This is a genomic window from Pseudomonas chlororaphis subsp. piscium, assembly GCF_003850345.1.
Classification (GTDB): Bacteria; Pseudomonadota; Gammaproteobacteria; order Pseudomonadales; family Pseudomonadaceae; genus Aquipseudomonas; species Aquipseudomonas piscium.
In genome coordinates, this window is record NZ_CP027707.1 from 3,593,420 (window position 1) to 3,606,780 (window position 13,361).

Annotated in this window: 8 protein-coding genes; 2 read left to right on the forward strand and 6 right to left on the reverse strand. The window is 65.0% G+C overall.

Features of this window, described 5'->3' with window-relative positions:
- The first annotated feature begins 21 nt into the window (after positions 1–21).
- A complete protein-coding gene (locus C4K38_RS16515) occupies positions 22–1,230 on the forward strand; it encodes a serine hydrolase domain-containing protein (protein ID WP_053279309.1) in 1,209 nt (402 codons plus the stop codon).
- On the opposite strand, the gene C4K38_RS16520 is transcribed toward C4K38_RS16515, so the two are convergent.
- Together C4K38_RS16520 and C4K38_RS16525 are read right to left on the reverse strand one after the other, a co-directional pair.
- Positions 1,215–3,503 carry an ATP-dependent DNA helicase gene (locus C4K38_RS16520; protein ID WP_053279310.1) on the reverse strand — a complete coding sequence of 763 codons (2,289 nt, stop codon included), beginning with the start codon at positions 3,501–3,503 and terminating at the stop codon, positions 1,215–1,217. The two genes, C4K38_RS16515 and C4K38_RS16520, sit on opposite strands and share 16 nt — an antisense overlap.
- Positions 3,500–5,152 carry a VRR-NUC domain-containing protein gene (locus tag C4K38_RS16525; protein ID WP_053279311.1) on the reverse strand — a complete coding sequence of 551 codons (1,653 nt, stop codon included), beginning with the start codon at positions 5,150–5,152 and terminating at the stop codon, positions 3,500–3,502. Before C4K38_RS16525 ends, C4K38_RS16520 begins: the two co-directional genes overlap by 4 nt.
- A 217-nt stretch (positions 5,153–5,369) precedes the next feature.
- Between C4K38_RS16525 and C4K38_RS16530 the strand changes: the two genes are divergently transcribed.
- Positions 5,370–5,594: a YgdI/YgdR family lipoprotein gene (locus tag C4K38_RS16530; RefSeq protein ID WP_053279312.1), complete on the forward strand. Its 225-nt coding sequence runs from the start codon at positions 5,370–5,372 to the stop codon at positions 5,592–5,594.
- A gap of 20 nt (positions 5,595–5,614) precedes the next feature.
- On the opposite strand, the gene C4K38_RS16535 is transcribed toward C4K38_RS16530, so the two are convergent.
- The 4 genes from C4K38_RS16535 to C4K38_RS16550 form a co-directional block, all read right to left on the reverse strand.
- Positions 5,615–6,007: a hypothetical protein gene (locus C4K38_RS16535; protein ID WP_053279313.1), complete on the reverse strand. Its 393-nt coding sequence runs from the start codon at positions 6,005–6,007 to the stop codon at positions 5,615–5,617.
- 323 nt (positions 6,008–6,330) lie between these two features.
- A complete protein-coding gene (locus C4K38_RS16540) occupies positions 6,331–8,184 on the reverse strand; it encodes a polyurethane esterase (protein ID WP_053279314.1) in 1,854 nt (617 codons plus the stop codon).
- A gap of 245 nt (positions 8,185–8,429) precedes the next feature.
- Positions 8,430–10,130 (reverse strand): polyurethane esterase, encoded by a 1,701-nt coding sequence (locus tag C4K38_RS16545; protein WP_053279315.1) that lies wholly within the window; start codon positions 10,128–10,130, stop codon positions 8,430–8,432.
- Positions 10,131–10,167: 37 nt separating this feature from the next.
- Positions 10,168–13,251, reverse strand: a complete 3,084-nt coding sequence (locus tag C4K38_RS16550) for an autotransporter serine protease (protein ID WP_053279316.1) — start codon at positions 13,249–13,251, stop codon at positions 10,168–10,170.
- Positions 13,252–13,361 lie beyond the last annotated feature (110 nt).

Genomic DNA, 13,361 nt, shown 5'->3' on the forward strand with positions numbered 1-13,361 from the left:
GTGATTATAGAGGCTGCCCCCATGGATCTACCCAATAAAGGCCTGGTTGCCCTGGCCGCCACCCTCGGCGCTTCGCTGGCCAGCGCCGCCACGCCGGACGAGGAACTCGGCAGGCGCATGGACACCGCCATCGAACGGGCCATAGACCAACAGCGGATCGTCGGCACCGTGGTGGTGGTGATGCGCGATGGCCAGGTGGTCTACCAGCGCGCCGCCGGTTTCGCTGACCGGGAAACGGCCCGGCCCATGACCGGTGACACCATCCTGCGCCTGTCCTCGGTCACCAAGCCCATGGTGTCCGCGGTCGCCATGCGCCTGGTGGAACAAGGCAAGCTGTCCCTGGACGATACAGTCAGCCAATGGCTGCCGGACTTCCAGCCAAAACTGGCCGATGACACGCAACCGCCGATCACCCTCAAGCAGTTGCTGACCCACACCGCCGGCCTGAGCTACGGCTTTCTCGAGGCCGAGCACGGGGCGTATCGCACGGCGGGCGTTTCGGATGGCCTGGCCGAGCCGGGCATGAGCCTGGAAGACAACCTCAAACGCATTGCCAGCGTGCCCTTGAGTTACCCGCCGGGCACGCAGTGGTGCTACTCCCTGGCCCTCGACGTGCTCGGCGCCGTGCTGGAAAAAGCCAGCGGCAAAAGCCTGCCGGCCCTGACCGAAGAACTGGTGACCGGGCCGCTGCAAATGCACGACACCGCATTCTCGGTCAAGGACCCTGCCCGCCTTGGCGCCGCTTACCGCGATGACCATCCGCGCCCGAGCCGGATGCAGGACGAGACAGCGATCAGGGTCGACGAAAGCACCACCCTGTTCTCCCTCCAGCGGATTTTCGACCCGCGCGCCTATCCCTCCGGTGGCGCCGGCATGGCCGGTACCGCCATCGATGTGGCGCGTTTTCTCGACACCTTGCGCCAGGGCGGCGGCCCAGTGCTTTCAGCCCCTAGCGTGCAGGCGATGATGACCGACCAGGTCGGCGCCCAGGCCCAGGCCCAGGGGCCGGGCTGGGGCTTCGGTTACGGTTGGGCGGTGCTGGACGATCCGACCCTGGCCGGCACCCCGCAATCCAAGGGCACCTTGCAATGGGGCGGCGTCTACGGCCACAGCTGGTTTGTCGACCCCCAGGCCAGGCTGACGGTGGTGGCGCTGACCAATACCGCCTTCGAGGGCATGTCGGGGGCCTTCACCCGGGAGATCCGCGACGCTGCCTACCCGGCGCCCTGAAGCCCCTCGCCGCCCGGGGCGTCGAGCGACCACCAGCCCGGCAGCAATTGCCGGATCCGGGGCTCGGCGAAGCGGTCGTCGATCAGCATCACCACGCCACGGTCCTGCTGGCTGCGGATCACCCGGCCCGCGGCCTGCACCACCTTCTGCAGGCCGGGGTACAGGTAGGTGTAGTCGTAGCCGGCGCCGAAAATCGCCGCCATGCGCAGTTTCAACTGCTCGTTCACCGGGTTCAGTTGGGCCAGGCCGAGGGTGGCGATAAAAGCGCCGATCAGCCGCGAGCCCGGCAGGTCGATACCCTCGCCGAACGCCCCGCCCAGCACGGCAAAACCCACCCCCTGGCCATCGGCGTCGAAGCGTTCGAGAAACGCCTGGCGCTGCCCCTCATCCATCCCGCGGGACTGCTGCCACACAGGGATATCCGGATGCTGTTCGGCCAACAGGCTGGCTACCTGCTGCTGGTAATCGAAGCTACTGAAGAACGCCAGGTAGTTGCCGGGGCGCTGGCGGAACTGGCTGGCGATCAGCTCGACGATGGGCGCCAGGGACGCCTGGCGATGGGCGAAACGCGTGGAGATCCGGCTGACGATATGTACATCCAGCTGCGCGGCACTGAACGGTGATTCGACATCCACCCACACAGTGTTCTCCGGCAGCCCCAGCAGGTCGCGGTAGTAATGCCAGGGGTTGAGCGTCGCCGAGAACAGCACCGTACTGCGCGCCGCGCTCAGTCGCGGCGCCAGGAACCCCGCCGGCACCACGTTGCGCAGGCACAGCTCGGACAGGCTGCGGCGGGGATTGAGCTCGCGCTTGCTGATATCGAACAGGAACTGCCCGTCGAACAGTTCGGCCACCCGGGCGAATTGCAGGGCGTCGAAATAGAACCCCTGCAGCCGGCAGTCCAACCCTTGCGGGTGGTCGTTGAGGTAATCGCCAATCGCCGAGATACACAGCGACAGCGCCTTGAGCAGAGCGGCCGGCGCCTGGTCATAGGCCTGGTACGGCCGCAGCTGCTCCTTGTGCAGGGCATTCCATTCCCGGTTGAGTCGTTGCAGCGGCTTCTTCAGCGGCTCCGGGGCAACCTGGCGCACGGCGTTCAATTGGTACTGGTCGAGGCTGGCGCTGTACATCGAGCGCCCGCGCTCCACCAGGTTGTGCGCTTCGTCCACCAGGGCGGCGACCTTCCATTGGTTGGCCTGCGCCAGGCCAAACAGCAAGGCGCTGAAATCGAAGTAGTAGTTGTAGTCCGCCACCAGCAGATCGCTCCAGCGGGCCATTTCCTGGCTCAGGTAATACGGGCACAGCCCATGCGCCAGGGCGATCTCGCGCACCGCCTGCTGATCCAGTAGCGACACTTGGCTCGCCGCCTGCCGCGCCGCCGGCAGACGGTCGTAGAAACCCTTGGCCAACGGGCAGGACTCGCCATGACAGGCCAGCTCCGGGTGCTCGCAGGCCTTGTCCCGGGCCACCAGCTCCAGCACCCGCAACGGCAGTCCGGGGCTGCGCTCGAACAGCACCCCGGCGGCGTCCAGCGCCAGTTTGCGTCCCGGGGTCTTGGCGGTGAGGAAAAACAGCTTGTCCAACTGTTGCCCCGGCATCGCCTTGAGCATGGGGAATACTGTGCCCAGGGTCTTGCCGATCCCGGTCGGCGCCTGGGCCATCAGGCAGCGCCCGGTGCTCACCGCCTTGTACACCGACTCGGCCAGGCTGCGCTGCCCCGGACGGAAGTCGGGATGGGGGAAACTCAGCGTCGCCATGGCCTGGTCGCGGGCATGCCGGTGGGCCTGTTCCTGCTCGGCCCATTGCAGGAACAGGCTGCATTGGCGGTTGAAGAACTGCTCCAGGGCCTGGGCCTCGTGCTCTTCCACCAGCGACGTCTCGCGCTCGCTGAGGATGTCGAAGTACACCAGCGCCAGGCGGATGCTGCTCAATTGCAACTGCTGGCACAGCAGCCAGCCATAGATCTTCGCCTGGGCCCAATGCAGCTGGCGATGGTTGGCCGGCATGCGTTCCAGATCGCCACGGTAGGTCTTGACCTCTTCCAGCAGGTTGGCGTCCGGGTCGTAGCCGTCCGCCCTGCCCTTGACCGTCAACGCGCCGAAGCAGCCTTCGAGGGACACCTCGCTCCGATAGTTCGCGCTGCGCCGCGCCGCCACCGTACGGTGGCCCTGGATGCCTTCCAGCGCGGTGGGCGACGGCGTGAAGCGCAGGTCGAGGTCGCCGACCTTGGCGGTGAATTCGCACAGCGCCCGTACCGCGATGCGGTAGTTCACCCGTCCTGCTCCGCCCATTGCACGTAGCAGACCGCCACCGGCATCTGGTGCTGCCGGCAGAACTCCAGCCAGCGCAGCTGGTTGTCCTGCAGCCGGTCGCCGGGGCCCTTGACCTCGATCATCCGGTAGGTTTTCTGCTGCGGCCAGAACTGGATCAGGTCCGGCATGCCGGCGCGGTTGGCCTTGATGTCCTGCAGCAGGCGGTCGAACCAGTGCTTGAGGTGCTCGGCCGGCAGGCAGGCCAGCGCCTGCTCCAGCAGTTCTTCGCTGAGGGCGCCCCAGAACACGAATGGCGATTGCACGCCCCATTTGTCGAGGTAGCGCTGGCGGATGGTCTGCGCATAACGCCCGTCATCCAGCTCCCCCAGGCAGGCCTGGAACAGCTCGGCGCGCCGGCTGTGGAAGTCCTCGCTCAACAGGTCGGCCGGCCCGCGCTGGAACGGGTGGAAAAACGCCCCGGGCAGCGGCGCGAAGATCGCCGGCCAGCAGAGCAGCCCGAACAGCGAATTGATCAGGCTGTTCTCCACGTAGTGCACCGGCGCCTGCTCCTCGTGGAGATGGGCTTGCACATGGAATTCCACCGACAGCGCCGGATCGGCCCGCGGCAGGCTGAGGTCCAGGCGCAGCATCGGTTGGGTGCCGCCACGCGGCGTGGCCGGACCGCCCAGCTTGCGCCGCAACCTGGGCAGCAGCCGCAGCAGTTGTTGCTGCTCGGCCGCGTTGTGCGGGGCCAGTGCCGCCGCCTCGGCCAGGGCCAATGCCTGCGGGTAATCGCCGCTGCGCTCGAGGACGCGGATCAGCCGCGCTCTCGCCCCGGGGTCGGCGCAGGCCTGGTAGATGGCGGCCGCCAGCGGCCATTGCGCGAGTCGCTCGCAGTGCTGCCCCAGCAGGAACAGCAGCTTGGCCCGACGCCGCTGCAACCAGGGATTGTCGCTGGCGAACGCCTGGATGCTCGCCAGCACCTCATCCAGCGCCTCACCGCTTTCGAAGCGTTGCCGGCAATCCTCCAGGTACACAAAACCCTCGACGTCGGCGCGGCTGCGCAGCGCCCGGGCATCGTCGCGAAACTCGACCTTCTCGTAGGTGAAGATGCCCAGGTCGGCCAGCACGAACTCCGACCAGTCCTGATACAGGTTGCCGAAGAACATCAGGCGCAAGCGGTCGCACAGCGCCATGACGGTCAGGCTGCACACCCCGTCTTCCAGCCCCGGGCACCATTGGTCCAGGCTCCGCGGTTCGTCGAACAGTGGCGCCAACGCCGCCAGCCAGTCGGACTTGCGGGCCTTGGGCTGCTCGATCGCCGCGCGAAAGCCATGAAAGATTTCCGCCTTCTGCAACAGGTTGAACAGCTCTTCCAGGGTCAGCGGCGCCTGTTCGTCGACCCAGCCCAGGCGCACCAGCGGCGCGACGGCCGCGCGGGTATCACCGATTTCTTCATAGACCAGCCGGGACATGCGAAAATGACAGCCTTTGCGCATGATCATGCGCACCAGCAAGGCCTGGGATGGCTGGGCCAGGGCCGCGAAGTCGTCGATGAAGCTATGCTCTTCAGGTGACAGCACATCGGCGTAGCGCAGTTCGAGCCAGGCCAGCACCTGCTGGAAGTTGTGCAGGTAATAAAGAGGGTTTTCCAGAGGGTTGGAAGTCACAGGACAGGCGCGCCGCAAAGAGGTTGATACTGGTTATGCATACAGATAACAGCTGCCGACCTGCCCTGGCAAACACTATTGGATAAGTGGCGTTACAGGTTTTTTTACGGGGCCGCAGAACTTTCTTGCGGTTAATCACACCAAGGGCGGATAGCCATATAGTCGCGAGCCGCCAATCGTGGGTGGACTCACGGGATTCATGAAGAGAGGTTTGTCTATGAACGTCAAATACCTGGGCCTGCCGTTGGCCGTTGCAGCCTTCCTGGCACTGGGCGGCTGCGCCTCACCGACCGTGGTGACGCTGCAGAACGGCACGCAATACCTGACCAAGGACATGCCTAACGCCAAGACCGTCGACGGGTTCTACGAATTCGAAGACATCGCCGGTAAGAAAATCCGCATCAAGGCGGCCGATGTCGCCACCGTCCGCCAAGAGGACTGACCGATCGAACCTGGTCGCCCTCAGGGCGACCAGGGTGCCGAATTCTGCCCCGGTACGCTGTTATCACAGGAAATGTAGTGCTGTTCCCCGCGTTTCTGCAGCTCTCCGCGCACCCGCTGACACCGCTCGAACTCCCGGGCCGCCGCATTATCAATGCTGATATTGCCGGTGGTTTCAGGCTTTTTACCCTCCCCCAAGGTCACGCTCGCCCAAGGCCGCTCCGCGTCGATATGAAAGCGGCTGCTCGGTTCGTGCTCCACTTCCTTGCCTGTGGCCGGCGCAGCGGCCGGTAGCTGGTCCGGGGTCACGCCGTAGCGCTTCAGGATCGATTGCTGAGGCAAGTCCTCGGCCATAACGCTGCCTGCTATCAGGACCAGCGCCAGACCGATGCCAAACCTCTGGTTATCACTCACCTTGTGTTTCTCCCGCTGTTCATTGTTGCCATTGAATGAGCATCGGCCGCTGCCTCGGCAACGGCTGCCTGCCTTGGGTAACGTGCAAGCTCCTGTGGACTTTAATGGCCCTGGAGCACACGCGCGCCATCGACCCGCCTGGCCACAGGCCGATGTTTTATCGACCGCCGTGTCACAGGGGACAGGTATTGGAGTGGTTTTTCGACTGATAGGTCACTCTTCGGCTGAATACCGGTGACCTTTACGAAAAATGCTGTCGAGGAATGCAGGAAGGAAAAACCGTGACCGCGCGAGGCAAAATCGCCACCCCGCGCGGTCCGGCTTCAGGCGATGGTGATGCTTGCGCCGTTGAGGCTGTCCAGGCTCACGCCCACCAGAGTCACCGAGTCGCTGCCGAAGGTCAGCAGGGTATCGTTGCCCAGGGTGCTGGCGTGGGCGCGGAAGTCGTCGTTGGCGACGACGCCTTCGACGCCGAGGAACACCAGTTTGTCGCTGCTCTGGTAGCCCAGTACGCGGTCCTGGCCGAAGTCGCCGCTGAACAGGAAGGTATTGCTGCCCCCGCCCGCCTCCAGCAGGTCGTTGCCCGCGCCACCGACCAGCACATCGTTGCCCCGGCCGCCGATCAGGTGGTCATCGCCGTCCAGGCCGAACAGCCAGTCGCCGCCCGCGTGAGCGGTCAGGGTATTGGCCGCGGCGTCGCCCTTCACCGAAGAGGCGTACTGGGTCAGGCTGCTCCCCGCCAGCAGGCCCTTGTCGGTGACGCTGTGGGTCACGTCGTCCTTGAACAGACCCCAGAGGAACCCCGGCTCCTTGCTGGTGATCGCGCCGATATCGCGGGTGATGCTGATGCCGCCATTGGCATCGCGCACATACAGGGTGCCGGCGCCATCGTTGGCGAAGCTGAAGTTCTTCACCGACTGCTGCAGGTCCAGGGTGTTGTTGCCCTGCCCGCCCAGCAGGATGTTGTAGCCTCCGGAATCGCGGAAGGTGTCGTTGCCGGCGCGACCTTCCAGGTAGTCGTTGCCCTGGCCGCCCTGGATCAGGTCGTTGCTGTCGGTGCCGATGATGAAGGTGCTGCCCTTGTGGGTTTCGGCATTGCGGTTGAGGTCCTGGACCCAGGTGGTGGCCCGCGCCGGGTCCGACAGGTTGGCGACGATGATGGTCGAGTCCTTGCTCGTCAGGTCGTAGAACTTCGACTCGAGGATCCGCGTCATGCCGTCGCCGTAACCGGTGGGCAGGTGCGACAGCCAGGTCGGAATATTCACGATGGAGAACGGCAGCAGGTTCCAGACCGCCGAGGCGTAATGGTCGTTGAAGCTGACGATGTTGTTGGTCGCCGACTCCTGCGCCGTGTCATGCACGCCGAGGGTCGCCAGGTTGAACGAGGAACCATCGAGGGCGCGGAACACCGGGTCGTTTTCGTAGCCGATATTCAGCACCTTGTCCCCCGCGCTCTGGGTCGGCGAAGCGTAGGCGACGTAGCTGGAGTCCTGGTAGAACCCCGACCAGTGATCGCCGCTCAAGTCCGCCAAGCTGTTGACCGCCAGGCCGCCAAGACTGTGGCCGCTGACCAGGATGTCCTTGCCCGTCAGGCCGTTGGCCTGGGCGAAGGCCGCGACATCGGCGAGCAGTTTGCCGAAGGCTTCGCCAGCGTAGTTTTTCGCGTAGTCCTTTGGCCCGAACGCCGCCATCAGGTCGTTGATCGCATCGCCGATGGAGTCGCCGATCAGCGACTCACGGGGCCCGCTGGTGCCGCGAAAGGCAATGCCGATGGAGGTCAGGTGGCCCTGGTCGTCGTACTTGCCGAGGACTTCCGCCTGGGCCGTGGTGTAGCCGGCCTTTTCCCCGTAGTAGGTGCCCCTGAAGTCGGTCTTGCCGTCGTAGCCCAGCTGGGAAGCGCCGATCGGCGTCCAGCCGGCCTTTTGCACCGCCTCCAGCGCGGCTTTCTCCGAGTCGGGGTTCCACGGCAGCCCGGGAATCACCCCTTGCGAATCGCTGCTGCCGATCAGCGCCGTCACCAGGGTCGCCGGTAGGCCTAGGCCGAAGCCGTATTGCTGATAACCGGCGGAAAAGCCGTTGTCGAGGTTGTGGTAGGAATACAGCGTGATCGCCAGCGCATCGGAAAACAGCGCCTTTGAATCTTCTGTGCCGAGGTTTTTGTAGTCATACACACCCATGGTATCGCCTCTCTTTGTTGTTGAACTTGTTAGGCTCTGCCCAAAAAGTGGCTGCGCTCGGTCATGCTGCGTTAAAAACAGGCTCGGAATGCTCATGTAGGTCCCTACACTCCGCTTCCTCGCCTGTTTTTGCCTTGCCTGACCTTCGCTCGCCGACTTTTTGGACAGATCCTCGAGATAGCTCACGCGGACGGAGCGCCCTCCGCTGGCGCCCCATCCTTAGTGCAATGCTTTTTGCTACTTATCTATGCAAAGACGATCCCCCCTGCAGAAAGGCTGTCCGGCGCGACCCCGACCAGCGTCACGGCGTAGTCGCCGACGCTGAGCAAGGTGTCCTGACCGCTCTGCGACAGGTGCTGCGTGTAGTCGTAGCCCTGCCCCGCGCCCGCCACGCCCATGAACACCAGTTTGTCGCTGCCCTGGTAGCCATGGATCGCGTCGAAGCCGAAGGCGCCGCTGAACAGGAAGGTGTTGGCCCCGCCGCCGCTGGAGTACATGACATCGTTGCCGGCGCCGCCGACAAAGGTCACGTCGCTCTTGTCGCTGCGCAGCACATCGTCACCCCCGTGACCGAACAACCAGTCGCCATCGACGCTGGCCACCAGCGCATTGCCGTAGGCATCGCCATTGAGCGAGTGGTTGTAGTGAGTCAACTGGTTACCGGCCAGCAGGCCCTGGTCGGTCACGCTGTGGGTCACCTCCTTGCTGAACAGGCCCCAGGCAAAACCCGGCTCCTTGCTCACCAGCGCGCCGATGTCGCGGGTCATGCTGATGCCGCCATAGGCATCGCGCACATACAGGCTGCCGTCGCCATCGTTGACCACGCTGAACTTGCTCAACGACTGCTGCAGGTCGAAGAAGTTATGCCCCTTGCCGCCCAGCAGGATGTTGTAGCCACCCTCGTCGCGGAAGGTGTCGTTGCCGTCGCGGCCTTCGATGAAGTCGTTGCCGCGCCCGCCCTTGAGCAGATCATTGCCATCGGTGCCGAAGATAAAGGTACTGCCCTTGTGCGGTTCGGCATTGCGGTTGAGGTCCTCGACCCAGGTCTTGCTCCGACTGCCCTCGGACAAGGTGGAAACGATCAGGGTCGAATCCTTGCTCGTCAGGTCGTAGAACGCCGAATCGACCACCCGGTTCAAGCCATCGGCGTAACCCGCGGAGCCGTGGGCCTTCCACGACAGCGGGTTGAGGATGCTCTGCGGCAGCAGGTTCTCCAGGGTCGACGCGTAGTGCTCGTTGAAGTTGACGATGTTGTTGGTCGCCGACGCCTGGACCTTGTCATGGCTGCCCAGGGACGAGGCGTTGAAGGTGGTGCCGTCGAGCACCCTGAACACCGGGTCGTTTTCGTAGCCGATGTTCAGCACCTTGCCCCCCGGGCTCTGGGTCGGCGAGGCGAACGCCACATAACGGGCGTCGGCGTAGAAACCGCCCCAGTGTTCGCCGCTCAGCTCCGCCAGGCTGTTGACCCCCAGGCCGCCCAGGCTGTGGCCGCTGACCAGCACATCCTGGCCGCTCAGGCCCTGGGCCTTGGCGAACTCGGCGACGCTGGCGAACAGCTTGTCGAAGGCATTCTTGCTGTAGTTCGCCGCGTAGCCCACCGGCCCGACCGCCGCCAGCAGGTTGTTCTTGATGTCGCCCAGGGTATCGCTGAAGCCCAGCCCGCCGGTGCCGCGAAAGGCGATGCCGATCGACAGCAGCTTGCCGGCCTCGTCGTAACGCCCCAGCACTTCCACTTCGGCGCTGGTAAAGCCTGGCTGCTCGCCGAAGAAGGTGCCCTGGGGCCCGACCTTGCCCTGATACCCCAGCCGCTCGGCACCAATCGCCGTCCAGCCCGACGCCAGCGGCTGCCCGGTGGGCGTGTAGGCGTAGAGGGTCAACGCCAGCGCATCGCTGTACAACGCCTTGCCCGCCTCGCCCTTGAAATTCCGGTAATCGAATACACCCATGTTGTGTCTCACTCTTATGGTCATTGGCCCGCAGGCCTCAGAACTGCCAGTCCAGGGTCAGGCCGACCCCGTGACTCTTGTCCCGAGAACCCAGCAGGCCGTTGTAGTCCAGGTTTACCCGGGTATCGCGCCCCAGCAACAGGCCGGCGCGAGCCCCGACCACAGCGGCGTTACGATCCAGCGCAACGCTCTGTATGTTGAACGAACCACCATTGGCAAAAGCCAGGTGCTGATCCGAATTGGTGTCGCTCAGGTTGTGCTGCCAGCCGAGGGTGCCGGCCAGTTCCAGCTGCCGGGCATCGGACAGGGCGAAGCGTTTGCTGGCCCGCAGGCCGAGGGTGGAGAGCACCGCGTCGCGGTTGTCGTCGCCGCTGCGCAGCGCGGTGGCCCCGCCTTTTTCGCGGAAGCTGTCGCTGCCCACATGCACGTAGGCCAGATTGACGAAGGGCTCCAGGGCCACGCCTGGCAACGCGACTTGCCACGCCGCTTCGGTGAACAGCTGGGCGGTCTGGGCGTCGCGCTTGACCTTCTGCCGGTCGGAGAGCTCGCCGTATTGCAGGTCGCGCTTCACATCGATGCGATGCCAGCTGTAGGAACCGCCGACGCTCAGGCGCACGGCATCCAGCTGGTGACCCAGGTAGGCACCCAGGTGATAGCTGTCCACCGAAGCCGAGGAATGGGTGCCGTCGCCCATGCTCAGGGAGCTGTCGCTGTAGCCGGTGAACAGGCCGAGACGGGTGTCCTCGGCGACCAGGCCATCGACACCGATCAGCAGACCGCCGATCGAGCTGGTGTAGTCGGCATGGTCATAACCGCCGTCGGATTTACCCCAGGCCCCCAGCGCCTTGAACCACAGATTGTTGTCGCTGGCCGAGGGTGCCGATGAATCGAGCAGGCCGTCCTGGCGCAGACGGTCGCCCACCGCATCGCGCAGCTGGCGGCTGTCGTTGATCAGCAGCGTGCCGATGGCTGGATGAATCTCCCCGGTCAGTTGCTCCAAGGCTTGTTGCGCGCTGGCGGCGTTCTCCGACAGCAGCAGGCTTTCGTACACCGCATTGCCCGCCCCCAATTGTTCGGCGGCGGCGCCCACGGAGCGCTGGTTCGGGGTCAGGCCGACATCGCTGAAGGCGGTCGCGTTACGCACCACCTGCAACTGCACGCCGCCGGCGGTGTAATCGAGGTTGCCACCGAGGAACAGGTAGTTCGGCGCGATCGAAGCGAAACGACCGTCGATGCCACCGGCCGCCTGCAGGATGTTGTATTGCCGGCCCAGCAGGCTCCGCGCCTCGCTGGCGCTGAGCAGGGTCGGGCTGTTCTCCAGGGCCAGGGTCACGTTGGCCCCTTCGACGGTGGCCTTGCCGCCAGCGACTATCTGGTCGCTGCTGGTCGGCGACAGCTCCACCGCGTAGGTCGAGCCCGGTTGCAGAGTCACATCGCCCGCCACCTGCAAGGTGCCGATGGAGTTGCCCGGCGCCACGGTACCGCCACGGTTGGCGGTCAGGGCGGCGATGCGCCCATTGCCGCCGAGAATGCCGCTGTCATTGACCGTCACGGCAGACGCCAGCGAGCCATTGATGGCCAGGCGTCCCTGATTGACCAGGGTCGGGCCGCTGTAGCTGTTGTTGCCGGTCAGCACCAGGGTGCCGATACCCTGCTTGGTCAGGCCGCCGTGTCCGGAAATATCGTTGCGCCAGACATCCAGGCCGCAAGACAGACCGTTGCACAGGCGCTGGGTGGGCTTGCCGGCATCCACCACGGCGCCGATGCCGGGCAGATCGACGACGAACTGGCCGGAGCCATAGGCGCCTTCGACACGGAACTCCTGGGGAATGTCTGCTTCGGTGACGAACATGCCCGGGCCGTCGATGCCCTTTTGCAGGTTGATCATGCCCCAGCCGTACAGCGCGTCGATGCCCGGATCGCCCATGTCGGTGGCGGTGGTTCTCAGCACCGTGGCGATCTGCGAAGCGCTCATGTAGGGAAAGCGCTCCATCAGCACCGCCGCCGCGCCCGCCACGTGGGGAGCGGCCATGGAGGTGCCGCTCTTGTTGGCGTAGCCGATGGTCATGTCGTCCAGGTTGGTGCCGCCGATCACCGCACTGTAGATCCGCGTACCCGGCGCCGAGACGCAGAAGCTCGCGGTGTAGCCGCAGCGCGAGGAGAAGGTGCTGAGGGTGTAGGGATTGGGGCTGGCGGTGTCCGGGTTCTTCTGCAGGGCCGCTACCGTCATCCAGTTCGGTGCGATTTCCGGCACGAAATAGGCCAGGCCGGCGATGGCGTCCGGGTTGTTCAGGTTGTAGTCGTTACCGGCGGCGAAGATGGTCAGCACGCCACCGCGAGCGGCGTCGATCGCCCCACTGTAGGCGCCACCCTGGCGGGTGCCCAGCAGCGGCTGGATCTGGTCGAACTGCAACTGGGCGTCCTGCACGGTGAAGTGCGGAAAGGCCGGGTCGCGACCGCCCTGGTCGAAGCGGTCGGTGATGCCGATGCCCCAGCTGTTGTTGATGATCCGCGCGCCACTGTTCACCAGGGCGTCCCAGCCGGCCCGGTAGACCGCGCCGTCGTTGCCGAGAATGATCCCGTCCTCGGGGCCTGGGTCGCCGTTCTCGGCTGTGATGATCTGCGCGTCGAAGGCCACGCCATGCATAGGCCCGCCATCGCGACTGCCGGCGGCGATCCCGCCGACGTGGGTGCCGTGGGAGCCGAGCTTGCCGTCGGAACCCACCGACGGCGTGCCGTCGTAACGGAAGGCATCGCCGGCTTTGACCGGAATGTAGGGGTCGGTGTATTCGCGGATGCCGCTGGTGACCAGGGTGATCACCTTGTCGCTGCCGCTGAATTCCGGGTGCTGGGCATACACCGGCTGGTCGAAGATCCCCAGCTTGACGCCTTTGCCGGTATAACCGGCGGCATAGGCCTGCTCGGCATGGATCGCCCCCAGGCCCCACTCGGCATTGAACTCGGCACTGCGCCAACTGCCGGGATCGCCCGGCTGGCCGCTTTCCACATAAGGCGCGGCCTGGGCGCTACCCGCCGCGGCCAGGCCACAGATCAAAGCGCCACAGGAGGCGCGCACCAGGCTATTGGCTGCCGGAGCAGCCCCCGTAAAGCTGTATTTCATCGGTACCTTCCTTAGTTGCCTTGCTGGAAATAGTTGCCTTGCTAGAAACACCGCGTCAGACCCGACGCGGGTGGTTTTACCGAACAGCCGGCCCGCCAACGGCGAGCCGT

Bases quoted from the DNA above. Each gene is read 5' to 3' on its own strand.
- C4K38_RS16515 (WP_053279309.1), top strand. From the start codon at position 22: ATGGATCTACCCAATAAAGGCCTGGTTGCCCTGGCCGCCACCCTCGGC.
- C4K38_RS16550 (WP_053279316.1), bottom strand. From the start codon at position 13,251: ATGAAATACAGCTTTACGGGGGCTGCTCCGGCAGCCAATAGCCTGGTG.
- C4K38_RS16545 (WP_053279315.1), bottom strand. From the start codon at position 10,130: ATGGGTGTATTCGATTACCGGAATTTCAAGGGCGAGGCGGGCAAGGCG.
- C4K38_RS16540 (WP_053279314.1), bottom strand. From the start codon at position 8,184: ATGGGTGTGTATGACTACAAAAACCTCGGCACAGAAGATTCAAAGGCG.
- C4K38_RS16530 (WP_053279312.1), top strand. From the start codon at position 5,370: ATGAACGTCAAATACCTGGGCCTGCCGTTGGCCGTTGCAGCCTTCCTG.